Raw genomic sequence first — 27,000 nt, 5'->3', positions numbered from 1 at the left:
AGGTTGTAACTATTCTAGCAAAAGAATGGTTATTTTTTATTTGGATCATTTATTCGTACTTTGGATAATTTCCTCTTGAAATTGTCATAATAAAACTTCTTGAGAAAGGAGTGTTCTTGCTTGTTTAATCAAAATCATGTTCTCACACTCACAATTGTTTTATTAGTTGGGATTGAAGGTTTTCTTTTATATAGGTTTATTAAAACTCCAGGAACTGGCCTTGTTTGGGTTTTGACTATATATGGAGCACTTGGTTTATATGCAGTTATTTTTAATTTGGTTTTTAATTTTATTGAATAGTTTATTCGACTCCCGTATTTCACGTTTTGCAAAACGCCGCCCAAACCTTAATTGCCGTTCTATATAGGATAATCCTCTTTCCTTCAAGAAGCTAGCCAATCTCTAATGCGTCCGTATATCCTGAAGAACTTCCAACGGCAATCTGTGTACTAAGCTTTATTTCCTCCATTGGTTTCATACCAAAACCTCGCTACTATTTTAACCTTAAAGTTGTTTTATTCTATAAAACCAACCTTCTAAATCATTAGTAATATTTGTATAATGTAAATGAAACCTAACTTTGATTAGAATGGAGATTTTATACATGAATAAAAAAGAATGGTACTTTATCGGCATGCTTTCCGCTATTTTTTTAATTGTTTTCTCAAGAAGAAATGTTAGTGTAACGATTAATAAAACAATCAATATAAATGCTGAAGGTTGATTAGGCAGTAGCTTCTTTATATTATCTTCTCCAGCTTCCTTACCAAAGGTGATTGCATACCCAATCCCTGGCCATCCCACTTGGATTTTCCTCGTTACAATCGTCATCATGCACTTCGAATTGTTTTGACTTCGGAACTGAATAATTCACTTTGATCATCATTATCACCCTCTGTATTGCACAGGTTGCATCGATTCTGCGATAGGTCTTAACGAACTGTCGGATGCGTTAGCTAAAGCTCGGAGCTGTCTTTAAGGCAGTTTTTTTTATGGATTCATTTGCGTTATGTTTCAATGATTGATGGAGTTGTTCAGCGATGTGCAGTCAGTCACTATTAAGGAGAAGTTGCCAGCATGTTTCCGTCCCCTTACTTTGAACACTCGTAAAAAAACATATTCAAATGACCTTTTAAAGCAGGTAATCAATTGGTAATAATTCCCTTTATTGATAAACATTATTTAGGATAACTTCATTTTTTGTGGATAACTTAGAAATGAAATCTTAAAAGAAAGGATACATATATGAAAATAAAATGGGTTTTATTGGCTATTCTTTCTGCCATAGTTAATGTGCTTTCAGGCTGTGAACGGTTAGCGGTGTTAGATCCTAAAGGACCTCAGGCCCAAACGCAAGCCAATGTAATTTGGTTATCTATTGCGATCATGGCGGTTATCGTTATTATTGTTTGTGCATTTTTAGTTTATGTGTTGGCGAAATACCGTGATTCTAAGCTGCCCAAAGACTATGAACCACCGTACATTGAAGGGAACCATGTCGTTGAATCGATCATTGTTGGGGTGCCGATATTAATCGTCATTTTCTTCTCCATCGTTTCCGTCATTTCCAACAATAAAGTGGAAGCCACTCCGGAAGAGTACAAAGGTCAAGATCCACTGGTTATTTATGCTTCGACATCTGACTGGAAATGGCATTTCAGTTATCCAGAAAACGATATCGAAACCGTGAACTACTTGTATATACCGACAAATCGGCCACTTGAATTCAAACTCTACTCATTCGGGCCTATCACGAGTTTCTGGGTTCCGCAGCTGGGCGGTCAAAAATATGCCATGTCCAACATGGTGACCACCTTACACTTAGCGGCGGACGAAGCAGGGGAAATGATGGGACGGAATGCTAACTTCAGCGGGAAGGGATTCGCTGAAAATATGTTCCCTGTCGAGGCGATGTCCCAAGTTAAGTTTGATGATTGGGTGAAGGAAGTGAAGGCGACAGCGAAGCCCATTACTGCAGAAAAATTCAATGAATTATTGAAGCCGGGTCATGTAGGGCAATTAACCTTCACTGGAACTCACTTGGGCTTCTCACCAGCTCCGGAGGGTGAAAATGCTGGACATCATCATGGCTCCAGTAATTCGGATGCGAATTCAAAAGGCGATCATATGGAACATGATCATGAATGATTTCCTGATGCATCTCTAGAAAAATATTTTCAGAAAGGAGACACAAAAAGTATGGGGTTCTTCACTAGATTTCTAATACCTAATCCGAGTCCCGTCATCTACACATCAATGGTAGCCATTGGCGTTACGATTCTCTTGATCGTTTTTGGTTTAACCCACTTTAAAAAATGGTTTTATTTATGGAGTGGCTGGCTGACGACGGTCGATCATAAAAGGATAGGCATCATGTATTTAATCGCTGCTTTGCTGATGCTATTCCGTGGCGGTGTTGATGCAGTGATGATGCGTGCACAGCTTGCCGTACCGGATAACAAACTATTGGATTCACAGCACTATAATGAAATTTTTTCTACACACGGGGTCGTGATGATTCTCTTTATGGCGATGCCATACATCATGGCCTTGATGAATTTCGTCGTGCCATTACAAATTGGAGCCCGGGATGTAGCATTCCCGCGTCTGAATGCAATAAGCTTCTGGTTATTTTTCATGGGGGCGATGCTATTCAACATCTCCTTTGTAATCGGCGGTTCACCCGATGCGGGATGGTCCTCTTATTTCCCGCTTGCCGGCAATGAGTTCAGTCCGCACGTTGGAACGAATTATTATATGATTGCCATTCAAATTGCCGGAATTGGGACGCTAATGACGGGGATCAACTTTTTGACGACCATCCTTAAAATGAGGGCACCCGGCATGACATTTATGAGATTGCCGATGTTTACGTGGTCTTCTTTAGTCACAAGCGTCATCATCATCTTCGCATTCCCTGTATTAACAGTTGCGCTGATCATGGGGACGATGGATCGACTATTCGCCACCAAGTTTTTCACGATTACCGACGGTGGAATGGATATGCTTTGGGCTAACTTGTTCTGGGTTTGGGGACATCCTGAAGTATACATCTTGATCTTGCCGGCATTTGGTCTATTCAGTGAGATCATCCCAACCTTTTCACGTCGTAACCTTTATGGCTATCGATCAATGGTGGCTTCGATGGTGTTCATCTCGATCTATTCGTTTTTCGTCTGGACGCACCATTTCTTTACAATGGGGCAAGCTGCATATGTCAATAGCATTTTCTCGATCACGACGATGGTGATTGCCATCCCGACCGGGATCAAGATTTTCAACTGGCTGCTCACGATGTGGAGAGGCAGAATCAGATTTACCGTACCGATGCTTTATTCGATCGGCTTCATTCCGCTTTTCACGATCGGTGGCGTTACCGGGGTCATGCTGGCGATGTCGGCCGCGGATTATCAATATCATAATACCATGTTTTTAGTGGCTCACTTCCACAATGTCATCATTCCGGGAGTAGTATTCGCCGTGCTTGGTGCCGCCACTTACTACTGGCCGAAAATGTTTGGTTTCATGCTGAATGAGAGGCTTGGGAAATGGGCGTTCTGGTTTTTGACCATCGGTTTTTGCTTGGCATTCTTCCCGATGTATATTACGGGGTTGGATGGTCAAGCACGCCGTATCTACACATACTCTGAATCGACCGGTTTCGGACCATGGAATATGGTTACGTTTATCGGTACCGTACTTATGGCCATCAGCTTCTTTTTAATCGTTTATACGGTTTACTATAGCATTCGCCATGCGCCAAAGGATGTTGGGCAAGATCCGTGGGATGCACGTTCGCTTGAATGGGCCACTCATAATCCCGTCCCGGAATATAACTTTGCGATCATTCCGCAAGTGAACTCAAGGGAAGCGTTTTGGGATGCCAAATATAAAGGTGTTGAATTATTCAAGGGTGACTATGAAAAAATCCATATGCCCAATAACAGCGGCTCACCGTTCATCATGTCCTGTATTTTCTTTGTCTTTGGGTTTGCATTAATATTCAGCATCTGGTTTCTTGCGATCATAGGGTTAATCGGTATCTTTACTTGCATGGCCCTTCGTTCATTCGAAATAGATCATGGTCATTACATTTCTGTAGAAGAAATTAAAGAGACGGAAGCAAAATACGGGGGTGTCAATAAATGAAAATCGATCACTCGCAGCCTCTTGAATATAGTACGGAGCAAAATCGGCTGAATATCTTAGGCTTCTGGATTTTCCTTGGTGCCGAAATCATGCTTTTTGCAACACTTTTTGCATCCTATTTTACATTGGTTGATCGTACGGGTAACGGGCCGGCTGGAGCAAGGATATTCGAGATCACGCCAGTGCTTGCTGAAACCTTCCTGCTCTTGACAAGCAGTTTCGTCATCGGGCTTGGCATCCATGCCATGCGGCTGGGCAACAAGAAAGCCATGCTGACTTTCTTCGTAATCACACTCCTTCTTGGGTTAGGATTCTTAGGATTTGAAATTACGGAGTTCATCACCTATTACCACGAAGGAGCTACGCTGCAAACAAGTGCATTTACATCGGTGCTGTTTACAACCTTAGGGACACATGGAGCCCATGTTACATTAGGACTTTTCTGGGGAACATTTATTGTCCTGCAAGTGAAAAAACGCGGTTTGACACCTGAAACGGCTAATAAATCCTTCATTTTCTCTCTTTACTGGCATTTCTTGGACATTGTTTGGATATTCATCTTCACGTTTATCTACATGAAAGGAATGACATAAGTTATGAAGGAATTATTCCCAGCTAAACAAGTATGGGGTTTTGTTTTTTCATTGATTTTGACGTTTATAGCCCTTTTGGTGTACTTCTTCAATATGTCAAAAGCAATGGGAATGACGATTTTCATATTAACAGCATTCATCCAAGCAGCGGTCCAACTAGTTGTATTCATGCATGCCCGTGAAACGGATGATAGCAAATCCATTTTCTTGACATTATATTGCGCCATATTCCTTGCCCTGATCACTGTCGTCGGTACCATCCTATGCATGATCTGGGGTTGGACTTATTGATGGGAAGCTTGAGAAACGGAAGGCGGATGAACGAGGGTGCCTTACTTCATTTACCGCGTGTAATGTGAAGGTATTTCTTTCACGCAAAAAAGGTAATTCAGCTGAATTACCTTTTTTTGTTCGTGTTTCATGGCAGGTGAAAAAGTTGTTGGCGTCCTGCAAACTCAATCAGTTGTCGTCAAGGACGCCTGGACATCAGGACTGATAAGCGGCTGGGGATAGTTGATTTTTTCATCGAATTCGACCCAGTCGAGATTTGCCATCAGCAGTAAGAAGCGTTTACCGGTGGACGGGTCGCTGATGATGATATGGTCACGGCCAGCCGTCTCTACGCGTCCGTGGTAAACCATCGAATTCCATTTGTTGCTCCCTTGGTAAGTGAAGTAGAATGTACCGATCTTACCTTTGTTGAAGCGTAGGATATTTTCCATAAATGATTCTTCCATCGTGCCAGCCGGAAGCTGCTGCCCAGTCCCGATTGGGACGACTGGCGCGGCATAAGAGGGTCCGGAAGGCATCATAGCCCGGAAGCCGCCGTATTGTTGTTGTCCGACCATGCCCCCCATCATGGAAGCTGGATTGAAACCAGGATATTCATTCATTGGATAATGATTAGAGTCTACACAAGTCATGAGAAGATAGCTCCTTTTTATTTTATCTATAAAACTCATTGCAGTAGCCGGGTACACCGACATAGAAGCAATGATTCTTGTGTGCAAAATCGAACTGCGTCATGGGCGATCTAGGCATCGTGGCGGTACAAGGAGCTCGGTATTTCTTTCCTGGACTGGGATTGAAAAACCACAAACTATTTCTGGCTCGCGGATCCCTATAACCATGTAACACATCCCTAGCCCTCTGAAGATCAGCTTCATTGGGACGTTGTGTATACAATGATCCATTTAAGACGGGCTCGAAGTGAGGAGTCTCAGTACCAGGTATGGTTTGATATATCGCATCCTTGATATTGCGCAAACCTTTGAAGTCAGGAGAACAGTCGGCCTCGACCCGATTGGCCACAACCGTTCCCACCATGTTCATGCCCTGGACTCCTTCACCGTTCGCTTCCGCCTTCATGAGCCTCGCCAACTCCTCCACGTCACGTGCATTATGTTTTATTCGTCTACCCATTCACCTGCCCCCTCTTTTCAGCTTATACAGGTAACTTATTGCCCAAAGCTGATTTTGGTAACTTGCCTACAATAAAAAACAAGTACTTCCGGTCATTCAGAAGCTGTAAAACTCTGTTGTTCAATTTTCATTAACAATAGCTAAATTGGATATATAATGGAAGATGAACGGTGATTGCTGACAATCCAGTAATTATATATAATGGTATTATATGCAAAAGTAAGATGCGAGGTTTGAAACACGCTGTTATATTCAATTGGAAAATAAATATAAGAATTTTTGGGGGATAGGTATGTATAGTAACTTAACTGATCTGATTTCCACAATTCATAGTAAGCATGATTTTTCTGGTACAGTACTTGTTAAAGATGGGGAAATGGTGTTGGATTTGAACTTTGGTTACGCCGACCGTTCTGAACAACGAAAAAATAATTCAACAACTCGCTTTGGTATTGCATCCGGATGCAAACTCTTTACTGCGATTGCCATTTGTCAGCTCGTGGAAGAGGGGAAATTTTCTTTTGATTCAAGATTAAGTGATTGTCTTGATATTGATTTTCAGTATTTTGACAAAGAGGTAACGGTCCACCATTTACTGACACATACTTCAGGAATACCTGATTATTTTGATGAAGAAGTCATGGAAGACTTCGAAGAACTTTGGATGGAAAATCCTATGTATCAAATAAAGAAGTTAAAAGATTTCCTTCCATTATTTCAAGATGAGCGTATGAAAAGCGAAGCGGGACAATCCTTTCACTATAACAATGCTGGTTATATTTTGTTGGGTCTTATTGTTGAACAGGCATCGAAACTTGATTTCTCTGACTATGTTCAACAATATATTTTTAATAAAGCCAATATGATGGACTCTGGATATTTTACATTTGACTCCCTACCTCGAAATACAGCATTCGGATATATAGATCGACCTGATGGTACTTGGAGGACAAATATTTATTCGTTACCTGTAAAAGGTGGAGCCGATGGCGGGGCTTTCGTAACAGTGGTAGACATGGCTAAGCTGTGGGATGCGCTTTTTAATTTTCAACTTTTAAGTGAAGCGTACACCAACAAAATGATAAAGGCTCATATTCAAGTCGATGAAAGTGACTTCTATGGTTATGGTACATGGATAAAGAAAAAAGATAATGGTGTACTTAAATATCATGTAATGGGTTACGACCCAGGAGTCAGCTTCCATTCTGCTTATTATCCTGAAACATCTGCAAAAGTTGTGGTCTGCTCAAACAAGTCGGAGGGAGCTTACGAGATGATGAGTGGAATCGAAGCAGAATTGAAAAAAGTCAGTAACGTATAACTCCCAGAAGATCTGATATTCAGAACGATGGCAAGACAAAAATAACCAGTAAATGAGGATTGGAGCTGTCTTTAAGGCAGCTTCTTCTCATGGAGCTATCATTTGGAAAAAAATCAAAGGATTGGAACTTATGGCCGTTTCAAACGTAAGTAATGTAAACGACTTAAGGTTGGGAGGCATAAGGATGAGGCAGCTTTATATAAAGCAGAAGGTATTCAGTCTTAGCGGTAAATTCACTGTGAAGGATCAGCAGGAGAAGGATATATATTATGTGGAGGGAAGCTTTATGCAAGTTCCAAAGACTTTCTCCATTAGGAATGCAGCAAGAGATGAAGTAGCCCTCATTACGAAAAAGGTATTCAGCTTTTTACCAAAGTTTTTCGTTGAGGTGAATGGTCGAGAGGTGCTAACAATAAAGAAGGAATTTTCCTTCTTAAAAGCACGATATTCAATTGATGCGGCAGGCATAGAAGTACATGGAAACTGGTGGGATATGGATTTTCAAGTTTTACAGCACGGTAAAATCGTAGGTAAAGTCGTCAAGGAGTGGTTCACATGGGGCGATAGCTACAAGGTTCAAGTGATGGATGAAGAGATGGAAACCATAATTATTGCACTCGTCGTTGCGATTGATTGTGTGAAGGCTGATCAAGCAGCTGCTTCATCAGCAGCGTCGAATTGAGAAGGTAATTGTCAAATACCTTATAAAATAAGGTTGTTTTAAAGCTGTAAATAAATGGGCATGTAGAGTGGAAAAAACAAATAATAAAGCCATCGTATCATTAACATTAGGAGTATTATCAATAATCATACCTTATATTGGCTTAATTCTTGGTATCATTGGACTTATAATATCATCTAAAAGTATTAAAGAAATTGATCAAACAAATGAAAAAGGCAGAGGTTTGGCTATATCAGGCAGGGTCTGCAGCATTGTAGGGATATGTTTTCAATTCCTTCTCATTCTTATTATGGTTTTGTCAATCAGTATGTTTGTCATTACTGATCCTAGTGTGTAATATAATCTCACTCATTAGATAAACAACCTCAGTCATGACCTAAGAATGCCGCCAATCGGCATTTTGAAAGTGAGATTCCATACATGTGATTGAAGATATTCAATGAATCCTTGAATATAAATTAACTATCAAACTTATTTTTATCTTTCTTTTTTTGATACTCATAGTAGTATAAAAGGGGTATTGCACCAAGAAAGACACCAATTGACCCCAATAAAGTGCCTTGCGTAAACAAATCTGTACCTTTTCTTGTATATTCGTAAATCGAAACAAACATAAAGTATAAAAGACCAACTGAAAAAGCTACAAGGATGATTTTATAAACTTTCATAGCAGCTTAACCTCCTGGAAAAATCAAAATAATCATATAACTTCTAACAGCTGAAATTAAGGTGTGCGTTAGTTCAGTAAAATAATAGGTCTAGATAACGTCAGCTTAATAAAATCATCGTCCACCAGGGCTTGGTCCGTTTTGTGCCATAGCATGGATTGTTAAGCAGTCTGGGAGGTAGATTATGTTAATAATAATAGATATACTACAAATGTACATATAAAATCAAAAGAACTAGCGGGCTGGGGGAAAAATAAAGATGAAAAAACTAGCGAAGGCAATAACTGTAGGCGCATTATCTCTAGGATTACTGGCAGGAGTTGGGGCAAATAAAGGAGAAGCTGCAGCTTTAACAAAGCCGACTGGTTCAACTTTCTATAAGAGCTCCTTAGTAGGTACTACCTATAAGGTTCAGGATTATAAAGGTAATACAATTAATGCAAAAACTACGAAAGCTGTAACGTTAACTCCATATGCAACAAATAAAAACTTTTCATATGCTACAGTAACCTTTGTCGATTATGATAAATCAGGAACAAAGTGGGTTAAACATACAAAAACAGCCAAAGGATATTTCTTTACTCCCATTAAAAATGGTATAACTTTCAATGAATATACGAATGTGAAAAAAGGTATGACTTATAATCAAATGGTATCTATCACAGGTGAATATATGAAATTAGAATCAACATACACCTATGACGGCATTACCGAAAAGGATTATACTTGGAGCCGTTACAGTGACACTACTGACACATATGTTGATATGGATTTTGAAAATAACAAGTTAGCATACAAAAGTTATTATGTAAGTGAATATTAATAACGAAAAAGTCTATCTTGTTATTGAATCGTGCCCTATCAAATGGACAGTCTAAAGAAGACCTTATAATAGAAACAAGATTAGCTGCCGAACAAGGTGGCTTTTTCTTGTTCAACGATCAGTTGTGTAGTAGCTTTAGACGTGAGCTACCAGAAGGACCTAGGACCAGTCTTTCATAAAATGGGAATATTGTATGGCTGTTATGTGCAAATATGGTATTTTTGTGATAACGTGGTAATGAATATATAAAATGCCAGATCATAAACTTATAATAGAATTGAAAAAAGGAAGTTCATCTATTAAGTAGACTTGAAAGGAAAGTGACTTCAGTTTATTACGATATAGTTTATAGGCTTTAAGGAGAAGTGGTTATGCGTAAGGTTACAATTGGAATACCCTGTTACAATGAAAGTGAAAATATTTTAAAATGCTTGGATAGTATAACGTCTCAGACAGATATTTTTCAGGATGTCGAAGTACTCATAGTCGACGACGGATCAACGGATGATACAGTGAAAATCATTGAGGATTATAAAAAACAGTATAGGGAAAATGGCAATATAAAAATACTAACCCAAGAAAATACTGGCAGCCCATCAACCGCTAGAAATCGAGTTATCGATGAAGCCGAAGGCGAATATATTTTCTTTGTCGATGCTGACGATTATCTTGCTGAGAATTCCCTTTCGAATATGTATACATTAGGTAAAGAAAACGATTCAGATGTTATTATTGGAAAATATGAAGGCGTCAATCGCAGAGTGCCTGTATATGTCTTTAAAAGTACGCAAATAAACACGAATTTTTTTGATTCGCTAGTAAAAGACACGATGTCCGTATTGAAAATGTTTAAAACTGAATATCTACGTTCGTTGAATGTACGTTTTAGAAATGATATAAGCATGGCAGAAGATCACCCCGTTGCGATGAGTGCTTATTTACACACTAAAAAAATTAGTATATATGCTGATTCCCCTTGTTACTATTGGGTGAGACATATTAATACTGAGAATAAAACTCATTTAACCGGCGGCGTCATCCCAGTGGATGAATTTTATAAGTATTTATTTGAAACATTTGAAGTTATAAAAAATGCCCGAATCACGGAAAAGGAAAGAACAGAAGCGTATAGAATTTATTGGGACAGATTACTAACACTTGATATAGTCAATGAGTTTAAACGAAATAGAACTGAAATGGAGAGGAATCATTCATTTGCAATCCTATTACGTTTGTTTAATGAGTATGAAGGAGCCATAATAACACCCTTATTGACTGGATATAAACGTTATACGGCATTACTCCTTTGCAATAAAGACTATCTTTTGTTTACCGAGTATTTAAAAATAAAATAATGTTAGTTTTATAAACGTGTGGACATATATGATATGTGCTGCCAACGGCCCTGCTGTCTCCCATTTTATTATTCGGGGGGATAAACTTATCCAGATGGAAACATGTAATTCCCAGATGTTCCACCTACTTAAAGGTCAAGCAAGTGGAAGGATGCTTGTGAATGTGGCAAAAGGTACGATACATACATTTATGTTCCTTTATTCATATTAGCCATTCATAGCCCTTTTTTTATTATTTGAACGCCGTGGAGACTTGAGATCTTTATCGAAATGGTTATTAATTCATCATGTGAAAAAAGGGTGAGAATATCTCAGGGGGGATTTATATCGATTATAATGCTATTAATCTAAGCGAGAAATTATCCAAATTCAGTGAACATTGGTCGCCCAAAGTCATTGGTGAAATGAACGACTATCAGATTAAGCTAGTTAAGATTCTGGGGGATTTTGTATGGCACGATCATAAAGACACCGATGAGGTATTCATCGTGATGGACGGCGAAATGTCCATCGCATTCCGAGATGGGGAGGTTAAACTTTCCAAAGGAGAAATGTATGTGATACCAAAAGGCGTGGAGCATAAGCCGTATGCTGAAAATGAATGCCATATAATGCTGATAGAGCCTAAAGGTGTAGTCAACACTGGTGAAACGAATGTCAAACTAACTGCTGAAAATAATATATGGATTTAATCCAAGGATTCGAGTTACTTTCTTTGGATGAACACATTGGAGTAATTGTGGTTGCCTTTACTTTCGCCTTAACCAGTAGGGACAACACATGAATAGTTCTGTCTGAATTTTAACCCCGTCCTGACTCTAGAACGGGGTGTTAAGCTTTATTGATTATTAGTTCACTTGAAGAATATAAAGGCCTACAATCCATATAACAAGATAAATAAAAAGATTGTATAAAGTTAAAATGAATTCCTTATCTTCATCTTTTTTAAATTTCCATTCCATGAAAGCACGAAAAATTGCTGAGATGACAAAATAGCCAATTAGCCAAAGGTAAAGATTATCAACTACCTATATTGATATTAAAAAAGCTATTAGTAAAGCCAATTCAATCCATCTCTGAAATCGATTGACCCCTTTATAGAACGTCCATTTCCTTTTAGGAATCTTCAATTTCTTCCTCAACAAACGTTCAAACACCATGGAAACGATCAAAAAGATCAACATGAAAATGAAATAATTTAACGAAAAACTCACCTGCCCCCACTATTAGCAGTATATCCTTTTTTTGTAGTCGTGTAATGGAGGAAATCAATCTAAAATGCATTGTCAACCAGCAGCTATAGACAACTTACTGAAACCGTCTTTTGAAAAGAAATGTAAGTTGTATAACGGCCAAAGTTCAACATAGTTTCTTCATGATGTGCAGGTCATTTCTAAAAAAGTATATTAATGGTAAAATTAGTTAGAGGTGATTTCAGTGAATAATAAAAGTTATACATTCAATTTTATAGTTTCGTTGACGTTTCTCATTTCGGGTTTTATCTTTATAAATATCTTCGCCAATAAAGGACCTACCATTATTCTGTTTGGTTACTTCTTTCTGTACTACCTCATTACTGGCCTTTATCGTTTATCCCAACATAAGAAACAAAGCAGATCGAACGTTTATAATTAATTTTTCGTACCGTCACATTTCCGTCAGACTTTGCTCGAGCTAGTTTTATAGAATCCCAGATGCTGTACTTCGAAATGGGCAGGTCAGCCCTTTTTAAGGAAATCTAAGGGTGTAAGGCTTAATGAGCTCCGATTCATAAGAGGAAACATGTATAAATGGTTATGTGGAGCTATTTATTGGATTGTTATTGGCCTTTTCTTTAACAGGGTGCTTTGGAGAGGATTATGATTTTACACTTCCCAGCGTTACACTCTTTAAGGGGACGAACTCTGAAATTGATATCAAATTAAAGGAAGCAGCTAAGGAGTTGCATTTGAAATAAAATGAGGAGGGATACCATGAAACGAATGCCATTCGAACAGCCAATCGAGCATTATGACGAAAGGGTTCATTCAATAGATGAACAACTTTGTGCCTTACTAAGACAACGGAAGGACATATCAAACGACAACCCAGGCTTTCCACCTGAGGATGTTATTTCTAAGTGGGGTTTAAAGTATAATCTGTATGAAGATTTTTTAAAGTCGTTATTCTGGTCAATGAAAACGGACCACTACTTTAAGCCTCGTATAGAACCGGCTGGATTCAGAAAACACATACCGATTTTAAAATCAGTAGAAAATGACGATAAGATCTATTCGGTAACCGTTATTCGACAGTATGAGAATGCGAGTGTAATTCAACTTCACATCGATTGGGATGAAGCAAGGGATTTACCGATGGACGTGCAGCCTCATCATACTTTTCGATTGTTTTTAGGGGAACAATATGACTGTTGGTTGGACCAGGCAGGAGGATTGACAGGACATTATACATATAACTTCAATGTTTCTCCACCGTTACCAGACGATTTAACAAGCATGGACTTAGTTTTTAAAGAATATAGCGACAGTTTTACGGAATATCCAACGGGTCTTGAAATTGTTATCCATATAGAATGATGAACCACGGGTGCGTTACTTCATCTTCGGAAATAACGGGGTAGATGAGGAAGCATGATCTTCATGATGGAGAAAAGAAAAGGAGGAGTTGGATGATAGGTGATAAACGAATTGCTTTTGTTACGGGCGGGAACCGGGGAATTGGATATGAGCTGGTTAAACAACTGGCTGTGAAGGGGTTTAAGGTGATACTGTCTAGTCGCGATTCCCAAAAGGGGTACGAAGCTGTGGAACAACTGAAGGCATTGGATCTGGATGTATCATATGTGATGATGGATGTGGACAAACAAGATAGCATCAGACAAGCTGCGATTGAAGTTAATGAGCAGTATGGAAGGTTGGATGTATTGATCAATAATGCCGGCATTTATGTAGATGGGGATGAAAAGTTGATTAACATGGATCCTTCCATTCTGGAGAAAACGATGAGAACTAATTTCTTCGGCCCTTACGTTGTCATCCGCTCCTTCATTCCGCTCATGGAAAAGCGAGGCTATGGGAGAATCATTAATGTGTCTTCGGAGCTTGGATCAATGGGAGAGATGTCCGTTCAAGGAACAGGTGCTTATAAGGTATCCAAGCTTGCCTTGAATGGAATGACGCAATTGTTGGCTACGGAAATTAAAGGAGATATCAAAATAAACGCGGTCGATCCTGGATGGGTAAGTTCGGATATGGGGGGCCCGTACGCGTCAAGCTCACCAAAGGAAGCCGCTGAAGCCATTATATGGTTAGCGACGATTGGACCTGAAGGACCGAATGGCGGGTTCTTCAGAGATGGAAAACCAACTGATTGGTAAATCTTCCATAAGAAGAGTAAGTATAACGATATTCGTTAATGCGTAGAAGATGCTTCTATACAATGTATATAAAGTTAGAATGAAAATGATAAATGACCTTACAAACAAGTCTGTAAGGTCATTTGTTTACATAAAAGAAATGGCACCACTGATTATGGCTAAAACAGTTAGAACTAACGTTGTCAAGATGGCCCATTTGTAAGCGAATTTCTGATATTCCCCGAGGTCTTTACCTACCATACCAACTAATAAGATGGTTGATGCAACAAGCGGGCTCATCAAATGCGCAGGCTGTCCCAAGATGGAGGCCCTGGCAATTTCTAACGGACTGATTCCATAGGCTGTAGCTGCTTCCGCAAGAATGGGGAGAACGCCAAAATAATAGGCATCATTCGATAAAACAAAAGTGAAGGGCATACTTGTAAGGCCAACAATGAGAGGGAAAAACTGTCCTAATGAAGCTGGTATTATCGCAACGAGCCCATTCGCAATGGCATCCACCATTTTTGTGCCGGAAAAGATTCCTGCAAATACTCCCGCCGCGAAAACTAATAGAACTACGATCAAGGCGTTTCCGGAATGAGCCAGGATACGGTTCTTTTGCATGTCCAAATCGGGGTAGTTCATCGTTAAAGCAATCGTGAAACCGATCAGGAATAAAATAGGGGAAGGCACCAAGCCCATGATAAGAGTGACCATGATCCCTACAACGATCGATAGGTTAATCCACAAAAAACGAGGACGTTTAAGGTTCATGTATGGTGAAGTTTCAATATCTTCTTTTTCTATTGCAGCGGCTATTTCACTATTTAACTCTTCCGTTTGTATGACACCTAGTCGTTTGCGTTCTTTTTTCCCTAAAATAAAGGCGACGAACAATACCCAAAGAGCGCCACCGATCATGGTGGGAATAAGCGGAAGAAAAAATTCGGATGCATCGAGTCCCAACACGGCAATGGCCCGTGTAGCAGGACCGCCCCAGGGAGTCATGCCGCTCATGACACTTAAAGCCAGCATGGCTACTGTGGCTAAAACCAAAGGATTCATGCCGATGCGTTTATAAAGGGGATACATAGCTGAAACCGTAATGATATACGTGGTTGTTCCGTCTCCATCCAAGGCCGCCAGTAATGCAAGTATGGTGGTACCCAACGAAATTTTGACGGGATCTCCTTTGACCACTTCCAATATTTTTTTGATAAGCGGGTCAAATAAGCCCGTGTCTATCATAATGCCAAAAAACATGATGGCGAATAATAATAGTGCGGCAGAAGGAGCGACTAGCTTAATGCCATCCATCATCATCGTGCCAATTTTACTTCCAAAACCGCCAAGTGCCGCAAAAACGATTGGAACTATTGTTAAAGCAACAATGGGAGACAAGCGTTTGGACATAATCAAATAGGTAAAAACGATAACCATGGAGATGCCTAAAATCGTTAGAAACATTACTATATCCCTCCTAATAATGAATGCGCTTTCAATCGATCTCTGGTTGGTTGACGGCTAATGGAAAAATGAACGGATGGATTATCCAGTTTTACACTGTGTATATGCGCTTTTCTTTATTAAAGGTAATACAGGGAGAACAATAAGTTAAATACATATTTTTTTTGCATCGCTATCAAAAAAATTTATCCTGAAAAAAAGAGAAGGTCATCATCCACATGTTGTGGAAGATGACCTTCTTGTCTTCATAAATCGTTTTCCGTATCCTTGAGCAACGCTTTTTCCTGTTGTTTTAGCTGGTGGGAACAGCACAAGCTATGCCCAAACCGGCTATATTAATCATGTAGTTTTCCATTCTGGTTCTTGCCTCTTTTTCTTATACTTACCTTTAATACCAATCTTAGTAATGGGGGAACTGCAGCGTAAATGAAAGCCATCCGAAATAGTTGATAGCTTGTAACGGTTGATACATCTGCATGTACTTCTTGTGCGATCAACCCCATTTGATCCATACCGCCAGGGGCTAAACTTAAAAAACCCGTAATAGGGGATAAATCATAATGCTGGGCCAGCAGAAAACTAAAAAACATGGTTGCGCCGATTAATATCAGTCCGTTCATCAAAGCCAGAAATAAGGTTTTTCCTTTGTGATCGAGCTGTTCCGGTTTTAATAGTAAACCGATATAACCGCCAACCATAAATTGAGATAAATCAAGAAGCGACGGAGGAAGTGGCGGTCCGTGCAAGCCAAGAAGACCCATTGCAGCAGCAGCGATTACAGGGCTTAAAAAGTAGGGAGCTGGTAATTTGATTTTTTTCCCTATTACTGCTGCGAGAAAACAAATAACGGCGAAAAGAAAGATAAGCGGGTATAAATCACTCCAGCGAGGAATCACGGGATCCATGATTCTGGTTGAGCTGATGGTACCTTCCGATGAAAAAATGGGACTGAAAATGAAAAGAGGAACTAAGAAAACAACCATGATCACTCTTATAACATGGAAAAAGGTTACTGTCGTAATATCAATCTCCTTCATTTCTTCTGCAAAAACAACGATTTGTGACAAGCCTCCCGGAATGCTGCTCGTTAAGGAGGTCGGATAGTCAATGCCGGAATACTTCGACATAGCAAAAGCCGAACATACACATACAAGGACAATCAAAGATGTCAGGATCAACATCGAGGGAAGGTGATTGATCATATCGGCCAGTGAGCTCTTGGTAAAGGAGATGCCAATCGAATAGCCAACAATGATCAATCCAGCGTTTCTTATGGAAACGGGCCATATTAATTGAACGTTTTTGAAGCGTGATGCTATTAATAGTGCGGCCATCGGTCCCAGAAGCCAGGGGATGGGCAACCTGATAAGAGAGAAAAGACAGCCTCCAGTAAAAGCGATAAGCAGGGCAGCGGCAAATTGGATGGTCTTGCTTGCATTATGTAAATTCCACTTTTTCATTCATACTCTTCCTTTGTAATAGGTCAATTTTCGTTTCGTCTTGTTTTCATTGTTTTGAATCATTAAGAAAATCAATAAATGCCTTCACTTGTGCCAAATCGGTAGTCACATCCCGATAAAAAACCCAAGTTTCTCTAAGTAAATGGCTATCATCACGTAATGTAATCGGGAAAGTATACAGGGGTTCATCCTTTTTAATGCAAATCTCCGGTAAAATGGCATACCCCAAACCATGAAGAACCAGCTCTTTACATGTTTCGATTCGATCTACCTCCATTGAAATTTTAGGCGGTACCGTAAATGTTTCCTGCCACCAGCTTTCAATGGTATTCCGTAACGATTGGTCTGTCTCGTAATTAATTCTAGGAAGGAAAGGAAGTTCTTTTAATTCGATCTTTTTACTGGAGGCAATACAAATCCTTTCTTCCTGAAACAACATTTTATTTTCCTGCCATTTGTAAGGACCTCTGACTATCCCGAGATGCGCTTCTTCTTTTTGAAGCATTTGATGAATTTCGGAGCTCCAGCCCGTTTGCAAACTGATTTCCACATCGGGATATAGGGAGAGGAATTCTTTTAATAATAGGGGCAGTTTATACCTGGCAAACAAGCCTGATACACCCAAACGTAATGTCCCTTTCACTTTATCTTCTAAATTTGAAATATGTTCTTTTGCATCTCGCAGCTGGTTGCGCATCTCTCTTGAATAGTGGACTAGATACTCTCCTTTAACAGTAAACTCGATCCCTCTTTTTCCTCTTGAGATTAAATTTGTTTTAAATTCTTTTTCCAATTGTTTTATGCGGTACGTTAAAGCGGGCTGCGAAATAAATAGTCGTTGTGCTGCCTTTGTTATATTTTTTTCTTCATGAAGAGTCAATAAAATCTGCCAATCTTTTTCATCCATAAAAAATTTATCCCCCAACCATAAAAATTTTTTATATGTATTTGAAAATATCTAAAATGGATTTAATTTCTAAAAGTATAATACAACTATTGAAAAAAGAAATCTATCTTTTTTAAGAGATTCAGGAGACTCATGATAGGTTGAGTCATAATCTTTTTCTATGGCAACGAATAAAAAATCAATATTATTTTTATCCATCACTTTCCCTTATCATTTATATGAAGAGTCATCATTACTTAACAGGAGGGGTAAAAATGATGAAGGCAGAAAAGTATGATGTAGTTGTAGTTGGTGCAGGAAACGCAGCTTTATGTGCCGCGATCTCAGCAAAAGAGGGAGGTGCCAGAGTTCTTGTATTGGAACGGGGACCAGTGGAAAAGCGCGGAGGGAACTCTTTCTTCACGGATGGAGCCATTCGGGTTGCTTACAATGACTTGAATGCAATCAAGAATATAATACCTGACTTAACAGAGAAACAATCCGAGTCGATTGTAATGCCTGCATACACGGAATCCGATTATTACGGTGATTTAATGCGGGTAACAGGCGGACGAAGCAATCCAGAGTTAGCGTTACAGCTCGTTTCCAAATCTTATGAAACGGTTGTGTGGATGCGTGATCAAGGAATCAAATTCGAATTGAATGAGGAAAATCAATCTTTCCTGCAAGACGGCAAGCGCATTTTTTGGGGAGGTTTGCCCATCAAGACGGAGGATAAAGGCGTTGGCTTAATGAGACGCCTCTTTGCGCGGACGGAAGAAATGGGCATCGATGTTTGGTACGGTGCACGAGCTGTGGAGCTTGTTTTGGAGCGTGACGCCATAACCGGTATCGTTGTCGAGAAGGATCATGAAGTGGTGAAGGTCGAGACATCTGGCGTTGTTTTGGCTTGTGGCGGCTTTGAAGCAAATAAGGAAATGAGAAGTGAAAATATGGGGGACGAATGGGAAGCGGCTATTGTTCGTGGAACCGAGTTCAACACAGGGGACGGCATTTCCATGGCTTTGGCAGTCGGGGCTCAAAAATTTGGTCAGTGGTCCGGGTGCCATTCCATCGGGACGGATTATAACGCACCAAAAGTGGGGGATTTCACGAAGCCCGGCGATATTTTCAAAAAGCATTCGTATCCTTACAGCATCATGCTTAATAACGAAGGGAAGCGGTTCGTTGATGAAGGCGCGGATTTACGAAATTACACCTATGCCAAATACGGCCGTGAGGTATTGAAGCAGCCTGGATATGTTGCATACCAAATTTATGATGCACAGGTCCGCCCGATGCTGCGTAAGGAATATGACCTGGAAGAAGCAACTTATTATACAGCGGATACACTTGCGGAGTTGGCCGGTTCATTGCCCGTCAATCAAAAACAATTTCTTAAAACGATTGAAGACTATAACAATGCCGTACAAGATGGCGAATACAGACCCGCCGAGAAAGATGGCAAAGGAACGAAAGGAATCACTCCTCCTAAATCGAACTGGGCACTCCGAATCGAGCAAGGTCCATTCTACGCTTTCCCTGTAACGTGCGGAATCACCTTCTCATTCGGTGGTTTACAAGTAGATGCAACGGGACATGTATTGGACAAAGAAGAACAGCCGATAAGAGGACTCTTTGCGGCTGGTGAAATGATTGGGGGGATTTTTTATGAAAACTACCCAGGCGGATCCGGGTTGATGTCCGGGGCCGTCTTTGGCAAACTAGCTGGTTCATCCGCAGCCCACTATACTAAAGAAAAGGTCGATCCGATTAAGCATTACTGAGTTTCCTTGAAGAGTTTAAGTGGAAGAATGAAAAACAGCCAAGGCTTTAAAGGTCCTTGGCTGTCTCGTATTCAACTACAAGGGACAGGATAAGCGGAAGAAGGGAATAAGAACATCACATATGTTCTTTGGATTTATGGTAACAGCACCCAAAACTTCTGAACTAAATTAGCAACGTCCATTACATACCATTCTGTTATTTGAGCACTGCGGCGTTTTAGGGAACGCTTCTGCTTTACCACTTCCTCCAGCTAATGGCGTAATTCCTTTTACATATCGAGGTTTGATTGGTTCCGTTCTTCTTGTCTCTCTTTCAGAACAAGCAGGACTCCTAAAAGAATGAAGAAAGAACCAGCCCAAAAGGTGATACTGATGGTTTCTCCTAATATCAGCCACCCTAATAATGTTCCAACAACAGGCTGGAAAAAGAAGAAAACTCCTCCACCAGAGGCATGGAGCATTTGCAGACCACGATTCCACAATAGAAATGCAATGGCAGTTGATATGACCCCTAAATACAGTAAGCCTCCCCAAATGGCAGGATCGGATAAGTCGTTAATATTTATTTTAGGTAATCTCGTGATGACCAACGGAGTTAGAACAACAAAAGCAATGAACGTAGCATAGGCATTTACCACAATCTGTGAATAATCACTAGGCAGGCATTTTATCAGTATGGACATCAAAGCCCAAGTCAATGCAGCGATAATAAGTGAGAAGCCTCCCAGCATACTGGACATGTTAATATCGTCAATTCCTACAATCATAATGACTCCGATAGTCGCTAAGCTTACAGAAATAGCTTTCTTAAAAGTCAAACGTTCTTTAAGTATTAAACTAGCAAACACGACCATGAAGGCAGGTGTGGTGGAAGTGAGAATAGCGCCCATTTGTGCGGTGGAAAGCATTGTACCCGTTTCTTGAGTGACTATGGAAATGACGTATCCCACAATCGAAATGGTCATTATCATCCGTATATGTTGCCTTTTGATTTTCCATTTCTGTTTAGTGACAATCCCAATGGATACCAACGCAACAAGTGCGATTAGATAACGAATCCATACAAGTTCCAATGGTGGTATGACTGTCACTACCACTTTGACGACAACATACATACCTCCCCAAATACTTGAAGCTAAAATTAAAAACAATGAACCGATTAATGTGTTTTTCATGTTCATACCCTCCGTATTTTTTAGGCTTGTTGCCCTAACGGAGAGAAATCGCCATTCCAAAGTTCTCTCCGTCAAGATTGGGAGAGTACGTTTGGTACATCATTTTCAAATAATGGAGTCCAATACATCATGTTCACCTCTAGTCCATTTTTTTACTAATCTTATCATAGCAAAGAATAGCAAGCTTTAGTTATCAGATTATTGGAAAATTTAATTACCGGGAATGGATTGTGAAGGACAGGACTAAAACGGATCATGTGTGTTTAGGAGCATAAGGACGTTTTCAGTTATCTTATCACTACTTTCGTCGTTTGAAAAACCGGGAGGTAAATCTCCCAAACGTTTTAACATGATTCAGCTGAGGTTATCATTAGATGTTTTTGAAAAGTTGATGAACCTGATTTCACTGACAAACGTGGAACCTAATAGCAATACACCACCGAGCATTTGAACCACTGTCATTTGCTCTTGCAGGATAAGTGCAGAAATCAATATAGCTACAAATGGATCTACATAACTTAACATGGCTATACTCTGTCCTTTCAAATTTTCCATACCAGAGAAAAATAGCCAAAACCCAATCCCTGTATTGATGATCCCTAAAATTAAAATAAAAGGAACCGAGGAACTTGATACTTCAAAGATACTAAAGCCTTCAGTCAGGAAAACATAGGGCATTAGAAGTAAAGTGGTCATAGCAAGCTGAATGATGGTCAGTTCTAACTTTCCCATATTTTTAATGAATTTATTGAAAAGCAATAACGCAGCATAAAAGGCAGCCGCGATTAATCCAAAGGAGAATCCAAGAATATCATCTGACCTGGATGCACTCACTCCTTCTCCTGCAATCATTAACATACTGATGATGGCTGCACCTATACAGACCATTTTTTTAATGGATAATGGTTCCTTAAGTACAAAGGGAGAAAGTATCATCACAAACACAGGTGCAAAGTAATAACCTAGCGTTGCATTGGCAATTGTCGTATAGTCATACGATTGATAAAGGAAAATCCAATTCCCCCCCAATGCTATACTGGAAACGATCAAAAATAAAGCATTGGATTTAACTGAATTCCATGATATTTTTTTCTTCATCATGAAGAATACTAGCAGTAAAAAGAAGCAGCCAAGGAAACTGCTTAGTAAGGCTCTTTCGCTCGATGATAAATCAATGTATCGAACGACTAAACCAATTGTACCGAAAATGACCATGGATAATATAAACTGTAGTTTGGATTTCATCGTCTGCTCCCACGAACCTTCGAAATAGGTACTTTGCGAAGGTTCTTAATCCGTATTTAATATGAGTGATCACAAGTCCAGAGTACGATTCGAAGGCAGCTATACGTACACCGATTGTGCGTATGCTTTCAGTGAAACTTTTTAATCACCACGTTTTCTACAGGTCAATCACCTTCGGAATGTGCTTTGCATAGGAGAGGAGTCATTGACGATCATCGCAGTTTTGACCTTCATGAAACTGGCTGTCGTTCCATCGCTACAACCATATCACTCCCCTGAAAGTACATTCTTATCGAAAACCACCTGCACAAGATTTTCCGTGTCCATTAAAACGCCAAATACAGTGGCAGCTCCGATATACCGAGTGAATTGCTTGATCTGCGGTGGTTATAAATTATTGACAGGCTTTCTTTTTACTAGTGCAGAGGAACAGCGTTTTGACCATTGCCTCATCCCATTTTTGATATAGTCCTCCATTGAAATGGAATCTGTCACTTTGTCAAAGATTCATAGACCGTGTCTTGTAGATGAGACTTGTAGCTGTCTCGTGCTTTTTCCATAATATCACTCACATAAAACATCGTTTCCTTTCCTAACTTGAATAATTATAGGTAAAAATATATCATGATCACATGCATTACAAAAACGAATGTTTATCATGGATTGCATGAGAAAATCAGATGGAATGAGGAAAGAGATATGAATATCCAAAAATATATGGCATTTGTCAAAGCGGTGGAATTGGGCAGTTTTACAAAAGCTGCCGAAATATTGGACTATTCACAGTCTGGGATCAGCCGGATGATTAATGATTTGGAAAAGGAATGGGGGATGTTCCTTTTTGAAAGAGGACGTGCCGGTATCAATCTAACCTCGGATGGGTTGAAGCTACTGCCCCAACTAAAGAGAATATGCAATGAGTATGAAATCTTAATGAAGCAAATCGGAGACTTGAATGATTTGGAATCCGGCATCATTCGTATTGGGACCTTTTCCAGCGTCGCATCTCACTGGCTCCCTAACATGATTAAAATTTTTAAGAAGGATTACCCAATGATAGATTTTGAATTTCTGCTTGGTGATTATACAGAAATAGAGAGTTGGATCTTAAATGGACGTGTGGACTTTGGATTTTTGCGGCTGCCGACAAAAGCAGGACTTGAAACAATCTTTTTGGAACAAGACCGTTTGCTGGCAGTGATGCCCCAAAACCATCCTCTTGCTACTTGCGAAAGGTTTCCCATCAACGGCTTACTGGAAAGTCCGTTTATGCTGTTGGAAAAGGGGGCAAAAGCAGAAATCTCTGAAATTTTCGAGAAGCACCAGATTACACCCCATGTTAATTTTACAACATGGGATGACTATGCCATTATGTCGATGGTGGAAAATGGACTAGGAATCAGTATACTACCAGAATTGATCCTACAGCGTATTCCTCACAAAATTATAGCGAAGGAGCTTGAAGTCCCTGCTTTTAGAAAGATTGGTGTTGCAATGAGAGAACAAAAAACACTTTCCCTTGCTTCCCTGAAGTTTTTAGAATATTTATCATATAAGAACAGAAAGTGAATGAGTATAGTGGATTAACGAGTGAATTGAAATGTGTAAAAAGCAAACACTTTCTAGTTGGTAATGAAAAGTGAACATTGGAAATATTAAGGTTCTTATCATGAAGGTATCATGAACGTTACATGTTCATCGGGAAGGATAGTTGATAGAATAGCTGTGTTAGTGATCCCCGCGGAGGAGAACACAAAATAAAAAGTTTCTAGAAAGAGGTGTCCGTTCATTGAAATCATTGAACACTATTTTAAGTACTAAATTCAGGAAAATCATGCCTATACTATTTCTTTCATGCGCAGCGCTTGTAGGTTGTTCGAACAATAACGGTAATGATGAATCAACTAAACCAAAAAAACAAGAAACTGCCAAGGTTCATGATTTTGCTAAGCTTGAAGAAAAATTCGATGCTAAACTTGGTATCTTTGCCTTGGATACGGGGACGAACCAAACGGTAACGTATCATCCAGATGAGCGTTTTGCTTATGCATCCACTCATAAGGCTCTAGCTGTAGGAGCGCTTTTACAACAGAAGTCAATAAAAGACCTTGATCAAAGAATTAATTATACAAGTGACGATCTTGTTAATTATAATCCGATTACCGAAAAGCATGTTGATACCGGAATGACTCTGAAGGAGCTTTCGGATGCTTCTATTCGGTACAGTGATAACACTGCTGGTAACCTCATCCTTAAACAACTTGGGGGGCCGGCTGGATTTAAAAAGGCACTAAAGGAAATGGGCGACGATGTGACCAACCCCGAGCGAATTGAGCCGGATTTAAATGAAGTGAATCCTGGTGAAACGCATGATACGAGCACACCAAGAGCACTTGCTTCCAGTCTCCAGGCTTTAACATTGGGAGATGCACTTCCAAAAGAGAAACGGGAAATGTTCATTGATTGGATGAAGAGAAATACTACAGGAGATGCGCTAATCCGTGCAGGAGTGCCGAAAGATTGGGCAGTGGCTGATAAGACTGGTGCGGGATCATATGGTACGCGAAATGACATTGCCATCATTTGGCCGCCAAAAGGAGACCCTATTGTTCTTGCCGTACTGTCAAGTCGTGATAAAAAAGATGCTGAGTATGACGACAAGCTTATTGCTGAGGCAACAAAAGAAGTAATGAAGGCCCTGAAAGTCCAAAATGAATAGAAATGGATTGCAATAAAAAAGGTTACGTAAAGTAGCCTTTTTTTAATGCCTTTAAGGTTGGTAATGGGCACATTCTTCAACCACCATGCAAATACGAAAGTCTTTCATTATCTGTAGTGCTATGAAATGGAGTGTGGATAAAAAAGTAAAAACAATAGAAACTGCCTGAATATAAAATGAAGAATTCTACACCGGTAAATTTTGAGTGGTTTAATCATTTGCGGTCTTACTGCTTCGAAGATCCCAATGGTCATCAATTCATATGTTCGTATAACTATCACTTTGCAAATTCTTTAGGTAAAACACATTTCCCCTTTCATAGTGAATCAAGAAAGGGAAGAATGTTTAGTTATTAATGCCCATTTCATCTAAATTAATGTGAAAAAAATACTGTTTTTAGGCATAATGGTTTGTATCTATATAACAACGTGGTAAATATATTCAAGAAAAGTATTGAGAAATAGTATATGAAATAACAATTTTATTGTTATCTAGTCTTTTCTAATGGAGTCTGTTCAATTTCAGGTCAGAAGGAGTGGGTGATAATGAATTGTTTAAATCGTTTAGATGATGAACTATTGATAGAAACTTACGTCTCGGCTACCAAGCTTAAAGATAGTAAGGACTTTGTGGAATTACTTGAAAATGAAATATGTAGACGTGAATTGGAAAATAATAAATTATTTCAAGAAAAAATCAAACTAAAGCTGTGATGCGTAAAAGTCATTCCGTACAGGAATGGCTTTTTATGTTGTGGAAGGAGGTGCTACTCAACCTGGTAACAGAGGTAGGAAGGGACAACCAAGCTGAGCAGATAATAATAAAGTTGCGACTAACGGGGCAGGATAGATCGTTAAGCATCATGTTTTTGATTTTAAATGATACCTAACCTAATTTATGGATTTTTTGTGTTAAAATGGTCTTTTGGACTTTTGTGCTTGTGTGCTTGTGATGGAAGAGGTGGTTTCTTCTTCTAGTAACTTTTGTAATAGCTCTTAGAAAGAACATAAAAATAACGGTAATTTTTTGGCCGCGTATTAGGCATTGTCAATATACTAGCAAATTCCACTAGAAAGGAAGTGTGAAGACTTGAAATCCAAATCATAAATAGTAACAGTGCTTTCTGTTTTGTTGGCTTTGGTTACATCTAACTTAGATATTCATACTGATATTAAATCCGTTATTTATGGATTATCGGCGTTAGGTTTAATTTCAGGAGGATACTTGAGTTTTAAAAAACCGAAAGAAAATTAGAGAGTGTATGAATTAACTAACGAGTGCTAGAGGCTTAAGATCAGGGCAATCTGAGCGCCTCCTCGATGTTAAACTATAAGCTATAAAAACAATGAATGGGGGTGGGGTTTAGTGATACTTCCTAAAGGAGTAACGGGTTATTATTATGCAGAACATGATATGCCACCAACAATTGATGGAAAACAATTTAAACAGCATTGTTTTAGTATTATGGGAAGGAATAACGGACAAGTGTTTGGGTCTTTAGAACAACAGATTGCAGTGAATTTTTTTAATGCCGAAGTTAAAGTTTTCAACAAACATATGCATATATTGCTTAATGTTCATTATCCTTTTTTGGCTTTTGCTTCTTTTGTTGATTTTGAGAATATTGACTTTATTGATGAACCGGAATTAATGAAACAGTTTAGCCCGTTCTATAAGGTTTTGGGTAGGGAGGAACTAATTGATCCATTAATCATTAAAGAAGGTACTGGCAAGATTATTTTAGAAAATGATAATGAACTGAACAGTGCTGAGTTGAATCAAATAGCGTATTGGAAGCCAAAAAGTGTTGGAGAGGTTATCTATAATTTTTGGGATTAGCGCTATGAACAAAAACATTTTTGTTTTAATGACATAACGGTTGCTTTAGTT

28 protein-coding genes and 1 pseudogene are annotated in these 27,000 nt (G+C 39.3%); 19 read left to right on the top strand and 10 right to left on the bottom strand.

The annotated features are described in order from the left end of the window. The first annotated feature begins 120 nt into the window (after positions 1-120). Complete coding sequence (locus ABE28_RS19745) at positions 121-300, top strand: hypothetical protein (RefSeq protein WP_064465574.1); 180 nt, start codon at positions 121-123, stop codon at positions 298-300. 463 nt (positions 301-763) lie between these two features. On the opposite strand, the gene ABE28_RS25865 is transcribed toward ABE28_RS19745, so the two are convergent. Beyond that, complete coding sequence (locus ABE28_RS25865; RefSeq protein WP_257390639.1) at positions 764-886, bottom strand: hypothetical protein; 123 nt, start codon at positions 884-886, stop codon at positions 764-766. Between the two features lie 359 nt (positions 887-1,245). On the opposite strand from ABE28_RS25865, the gene qoxA reads away from it, so the two are divergent. The 4 genes from qoxA to qoxD are packed head-to-tail and all read left to right on the top strand — an operon-like array spanning position 1,246 to position 5,033. After that, entirely contained in the window at positions 1,246-2,148 is a 903-nt protein-coding gene (gene qoxA / locus ABE28_RS19735; RefSeq protein ID WP_064465572.1) for a cytochrome aa3 quinol oxidase subunit II, read from the top strand. 51 nt (positions 2,149-2,199) lie between these two features. Continuing rightward, positions 2,200-4,149 carry a cytochrome aa3 quinol oxidase subunit I gene (gene qoxB, locus ABE28_RS19730; protein ID WP_064465571.1) on the top strand — a complete coding sequence of 650 codons (1,950 nt, stop codon included), beginning with the start codon at positions 2,200-2,202 and terminating at the stop codon, positions 4,147-4,149. After that, positions 4,146-4,742 carry a cytochrome aa3 quinol oxidase subunit III gene (qoxC, locus tag ABE28_RS19725; protein ID WP_064465570.1) on the top strand — a complete coding sequence of 199 codons (597 nt, stop codon included), beginning with the start codon at positions 4,146-4,148 and terminating at the stop codon, positions 4,740-4,742. The genes qoxB and qoxC overlap by 4 nt, the downstream gene beginning before the upstream one ends. 3 nt (positions 4,743-4,745) lie before the next feature. Further along, positions 4,746-5,033: a cytochrome aa3 quinol oxidase subunit IV gene (gene qoxD / locus ABE28_RS19720; RefSeq protein ID WP_064465569.1), complete on the top strand. Its 288-nt coding sequence runs from the start codon at positions 4,746-4,748 to the stop codon at positions 5,031-5,033. Between the two features lie 164 nt (positions 5,034-5,197). On the opposite strand, the gene gerQ is transcribed toward qoxD, so the two are convergent. Both gerQ and ABE28_RS19710 read right to left on the bottom strand, forming a co-directional pair. Then, a complete protein-coding gene (gene gerQ, locus ABE28_RS19715) occupies positions 5,198-5,665 on the bottom strand; it encodes a spore coat protein GerQ (protein WP_064465568.1) in 468 nt (155 codons plus the stop codon). Positions 5,666-5,687: 22 nt separating this feature from the next. Then, positions 5,688-6,164, bottom strand: coding sequence for a cell wall hydrolase (locus tag ABE28_RS19710; protein ID WP_064465567.1), 477 nt, complete (start codon positions 6,162-6,164; stop codon positions 5,688-5,690). A gap of 292 nt (positions 6,165-6,456) precedes the next feature. Here ABE28_RS19710 and ABE28_RS19705 point away from each other — a divergent pair, with 292 nt between their 5' ends. The 3 genes from ABE28_RS19705 (at position 6,457) to ABE28_RS19695 (ending at position 8,504) form a co-directional block, all read left to right on the top strand. Beyond that, positions 6,457-7,485, top strand: a complete 1,029-nt coding sequence (locus ABE28_RS19705; RefSeq protein ID WP_064465566.1) for a serine hydrolase domain-containing protein — start codon at positions 6,457-6,459, stop codon at positions 7,483-7,485. A gap of 184 nt (positions 7,486-7,669) precedes the next feature. After that, entirely contained in the window at positions 7,670-8,167 is a 498-nt protein-coding gene (locus tag ABE28_RS19700; RefSeq protein WP_064465565.1) for an LURP-one-related/scramblase family protein, read from the top strand. 67 nt (positions 8,168-8,234) lie between these two features. Then, a complete protein-coding gene (locus ABE28_RS19695) occupies positions 8,235-8,504 on the top strand; it encodes a DUF4190 domain-containing protein (protein ID WP_064465564.1) in 270 nt (89 codons plus the stop codon). A gap of 121 nt (positions 8,505-8,625) precedes the next feature. Here ABE28_RS19695 and ABE28_RS19690 read toward each other — a convergent pair whose 3' ends face one another. Continuing rightward, the gene (locus tag ABE28_RS19690) at positions 8,626-8,835 is read right to left on the bottom strand and encodes a hypothetical protein (RefSeq protein ID WP_064465563.1); all 210 of its coding nucleotides are present in this window, start codon (positions 8,833-8,835) and stop codon (positions 8,626-8,628) included. A gap of 259 nt (positions 8,836-9,094) precedes the next feature. Between ABE28_RS19690 and ABE28_RS19685 the strand changes: the two genes are divergently transcribed. The 3 genes from ABE28_RS19685 (at position 9,095) to ABE28_RS19675 (ending at position 11,705) form a co-directional block, all read left to right on the top strand. After that, complete coding sequence (locus ABE28_RS19685; protein WP_064465562.1) at positions 9,095-9,658, top strand: hypothetical protein; 564 nt, start codon at positions 9,095-9,097, stop codon at positions 9,656-9,658. 371 nt (positions 9,659-10,029) lie between these two features. Next, positions 10,030-11,013 (top strand): glycosyltransferase family A protein, encoded by a 984-nt coding sequence (locus ABE28_RS19680; protein ID WP_064465561.1) that lies wholly within the window; start codon positions 10,030-10,032, stop codon positions 11,011-11,013. A gap of 326 nt (positions 11,014-11,339) precedes the next feature. Continuing rightward, positions 11,340-11,705 carry a cupin domain-containing protein gene (locus ABE28_RS19675; RefSeq protein ID WP_064465560.1) on the top strand — a complete coding sequence of 122 codons (366 nt, stop codon included), beginning with the start codon at positions 11,340-11,342 and terminating at the stop codon, positions 11,703-11,705. Between the two features lie 156 nt (positions 11,706-11,861). Here ABE28_RS19675 and ABE28_RS26145 read toward each other — a convergent pair. Next, positions 11,862-12,173 (bottom strand): annotated as a pseudogene (locus ABE28_RS26145) (DUF4181 domain-containing protein). A gap of 813 nt (positions 12,174-12,986) precedes the next feature. On the opposite strand from ABE28_RS26145, the gene ABE28_RS19670 reads away from it, so the two are divergent. Both ABE28_RS19670 and ABE28_RS19665 read left to right on the top strand, forming a co-directional pair. Then, positions 12,987-13,589 (top strand): hypothetical protein, encoded by a 603-nt coding sequence (locus ABE28_RS19670; protein WP_064465559.1) that lies wholly within the window; start codon positions 12,987-12,989, stop codon positions 13,587-13,589. Positions 13,590-13,681: 92 nt separating this feature from the next. After that, a complete protein-coding gene (locus ABE28_RS19665; RefSeq protein ID WP_064465558.1) occupies positions 13,682-14,389 on the top strand; it encodes an SDR family oxidoreductase in 708 nt (235 codons plus the stop codon). Between the two features lie 126 nt (positions 14,390-14,515). On the opposite strand, the gene ABE28_RS19660 is transcribed toward ABE28_RS19665, so the two are convergent. The 3 genes from ABE28_RS19660 to ABE28_RS19650 all read right to left on the bottom strand — a co-directional run bounded on the left by ABE28_RS19660 (position 14,516) and on the right by ABE28_RS19650 (position 18,205). After that, positions 14,516-15,838: a CitMHS family transporter gene (locus ABE28_RS19660; RefSeq protein ID WP_064465557.1), complete on the bottom strand. Its 1,323-nt coding sequence runs from the start codon at positions 15,836-15,838 to the stop codon at positions 14,516-14,518. Between the two features lie 335 nt (positions 15,839-16,173). Next, the gene (locus tag ABE28_RS19655) at positions 16,174-17,298 is read right to left on the bottom strand and encodes an AbrB family transcriptional regulator (protein ID WP_083232159.1); all 1,125 of its coding nucleotides are present in this window, start codon (positions 17,296-17,298) and stop codon (positions 16,174-16,176) included. A gap of 46 nt (positions 17,299-17,344) precedes the next feature. Then, positions 17,345-18,205 (bottom strand): LysR family transcriptional regulator, encoded by an 861-nt coding sequence (locus ABE28_RS19650; RefSeq protein ID WP_064465556.1) that lies wholly within the window; start codon positions 18,203-18,205, stop codon positions 17,345-17,347. Positions 18,206-18,423: 218 nt separating this feature from the next. On the opposite strand from ABE28_RS19650, the gene tcuA reads away from it, so the two are divergent. Then, positions 18,424-19,971, top strand: coding sequence for an FAD-dependent tricarballylate dehydrogenase TcuA (gene tcuA / locus ABE28_RS19645; protein WP_373921358.1), 1,548 nt, complete (start codon positions 18,424-18,426; stop codon positions 19,969-19,971). A 269-nt stretch (positions 19,972-20,240) separates the two neighbouring features. Here tcuA and ABE28_RS19640 read toward each other — a convergent pair whose 3' ends face one another. Together ABE28_RS19640 and ABE28_RS19635 are read right to left on the bottom strand one after the other, a co-directional pair. After that, a complete protein-coding gene (locus tag ABE28_RS19640; protein WP_064465554.1) occupies positions 20,241-21,146 on the bottom strand; it encodes a DMT family transporter in 906 nt (301 codons plus the stop codon). Positions 21,147-21,500: 354 nt separating this feature from the next. After that, positions 21,501-22,391 (bottom strand): DMT family transporter, encoded by an 891-nt coding sequence (locus ABE28_RS19635; RefSeq protein WP_064465553.1) that lies wholly within the window; start codon positions 22,389-22,391, stop codon positions 21,501-21,503. Positions 22,392-22,596: 205 nt separating this feature from the next. Between ABE28_RS19635 and ABE28_RS25255 the strand changes: the two genes are divergently transcribed. The 5 genes from ABE28_RS25255 to ABE28_RS19615 all read left to right on the top strand — a co-directional run bounded on the left by ABE28_RS25255 (position 22,597) and on the right by ABE28_RS19615 (position 26,949). After that, positions 22,597-22,860 (top strand): hypothetical protein, encoded by a 264-nt coding sequence (locus ABE28_RS25255; protein WP_064465552.1) that lies wholly within the window; start codon positions 22,597-22,599, stop codon positions 22,858-22,860. 230 nt (positions 22,861-23,090) lie between these two features. Further along, positions 23,091-23,960 (top strand): LysR family transcriptional regulator, encoded by an 870-nt coding sequence (locus tag ABE28_RS19625; RefSeq protein WP_064465603.1) that lies wholly within the window; start codon positions 23,091-23,093, stop codon positions 23,958-23,960. 229 nt (positions 23,961-24,189) lie between these two features. Continuing rightward, a complete protein-coding gene (gene bla, locus ABE28_RS19620; protein ID WP_373921357.1) occupies positions 24,190-25,110 on the top strand; it encodes a class A beta-lactamase in 921 nt (306 codons plus the stop codon). A 545-nt stretch (positions 25,111-25,655) separates the two neighbouring features. Continuing rightward, a complete protein-coding gene (gene sda / locus ABE28_RS24685) occupies positions 25,656-25,823 on the top strand; it encodes a sporulation histidine kinase inhibitor Sda (protein WP_083232158.1) in 168 nt (55 codons plus the stop codon). A gap of 652 nt (positions 25,824-26,475) precedes the next feature. Further along, the gene (locus ABE28_RS19615) at positions 26,476-26,949 is read left to right on the top strand and encodes a hypothetical protein (RefSeq protein ID WP_064465551.1); all 474 of its coding nucleotides are present in this window, start codon (positions 26,476-26,478) and stop codon (positions 26,947-26,949) included. Positions 26,950-27,000: the final 51 nt, after the last annotated feature.

Origin of the sequence: Peribacillus muralis, assembly GCF_001645685.2 — a bacterium.
Classification (GTDB): Bacteria; Bacillota; Bacilli; order Bacillales; family DSM-1321; genus Peribacillus; species Peribacillus muralis_A.
Note: the sequence above shows the minus strand (reverse complement) of the source record. Positions and strands in the feature narration are given on the sequence as shown.

Excerpts from the sequence above, each read along its gene's own strand:
- ABE28_RS25865 (WP_257390639.1), bottom strand. The coding sequence starts at position 886 with ATGATGATCAAAGTGAATTATTCAGTTCCGAAGTCAAAACAATTCGAA.
- qoxA (WP_064465572.1), top strand. The coding sequence starts at position 1,246 with ATGAAAATAAAATGGGTTTTATTGGCTATTCTTTCTGCCATAGTTAAT.
- qoxB (WP_064465571.1), top strand. The coding sequence starts at position 2,200 with ATGGGGTTCTTCACTAGATTTCTAATACCTAATCCGAGTCCCGTCATC.
- qoxC (WP_064465570.1), top strand. The coding sequence starts at position 4,146 with ATGAAAATCGATCACTCGCAGCCTCTTGAATATAGTACGGAGCAAAAT.
- qoxD (WP_064465569.1), top strand. The coding sequence starts at position 4,746 with ATGAAGGAATTATTCCCAGCTAAACAAGTATGGGGTTTTGTTTTTTCA.
- gerQ (WP_064465568.1), bottom strand. The coding sequence starts at position 5,665 with ATGACTTGTGTAGACTCTAATCATTATCCAATGAATGAATATCCTGGT.
- ABE28_RS19710 (WP_064465567.1), bottom strand. The coding sequence starts at position 6,164 with ATGGGTAGACGAATAAAACATAATGCACGTGACGTGGAGGAGTTGGCG.
- ABE28_RS19705 (WP_064465566.1), top strand. The coding sequence starts at position 6,457 with ATGTATAGTAACTTAACTGATCTGATTTCCACAATTCATAGTAAGCAT.
- ABE28_RS19700 (WP_064465565.1), top strand. The coding sequence starts at position 7,670 with ATGAGGCAGCTTTATATAAAGCAGAAGGTATTCAGTCTTAGCGGTAAA.
- ABE28_RS19690 (WP_064465563.1), bottom strand. The coding sequence starts at position 8,835 with ATGAAAGTTTATAAAATCATCCTTGTAGCTTTTTCAGTTGGTCTTTTA.
- ABE28_RS19685 (WP_064465562.1), top strand. The coding sequence starts at position 9,095 with ATGAAAAAACTAGCGAAGGCAATAACTGTAGGCGCATTATCTCTAGGA.
- ABE28_RS19680 (WP_064465561.1), top strand. The coding sequence starts at position 10,030 with ATGCGTAAGGTTACAATTGGAATACCCTGTTACAATGAAAGTGAAAAT.
- ABE28_RS19670 (WP_064465559.1), top strand. The coding sequence starts at position 12,987 with ATGAAACGAATGCCATTCGAACAGCCAATCGAGCATTATGACGAAAGG.
- ABE28_RS19665 (WP_064465558.1), top strand. The coding sequence starts at position 13,682 with ATGATAGGTGATAAACGAATTGCTTTTGTTACGGGCGGGAACCGGGGA.
- ABE28_RS19660 (WP_064465557.1), bottom strand. The coding sequence starts at position 15,838 with ATGTTTCTAACGATTTTAGGCATCTCCATGGTTATCGTTTTTACCTAT.
- ABE28_RS19655 (WP_083232159.1), bottom strand. The coding sequence starts at position 17,298 with ATGAAAAAGTGGAATTTACATAATGCAAGCAAGACCATCCAATTTGCC.
- ABE28_RS19650 (WP_064465556.1), bottom strand. The coding sequence starts at position 18,205 with ATGGATGAAAAAGATTGGCAGATTTTATTGACTCTTCATGAAGAAAAA.
- tcuA (WP_373921358.1), top strand. The coding sequence starts at position 18,424 with ATGAAGAGTCATCATTACTTAACAGGAGGGGTAAAAATGATGAAGGCA.
- ABE28_RS19640 (WP_064465554.1), bottom strand. The coding sequence starts at position 21,146 with ATGAAAAACACATTAATCGGTTCATTGTTTTTAATTTTAGCTTCAAGT.
- ABE28_RS19635 (WP_064465553.1), bottom strand. The coding sequence starts at position 22,391 with ATGAAATCCAAACTACAGTTTATATTATCCATGGTCATTTTCGGTACA.
- ABE28_RS19625 (WP_064465603.1), top strand. The coding sequence starts at position 23,091 with ATGAATATCCAAAAATATATGGCATTTGTCAAAGCGGTGGAATTGGGC.
- sda (WP_083232158.1), top strand. The coding sequence starts at position 25,656 with ATGAATTGTTTAAATCGTTTAGATGATGAACTATTGATAGAAACTTAC.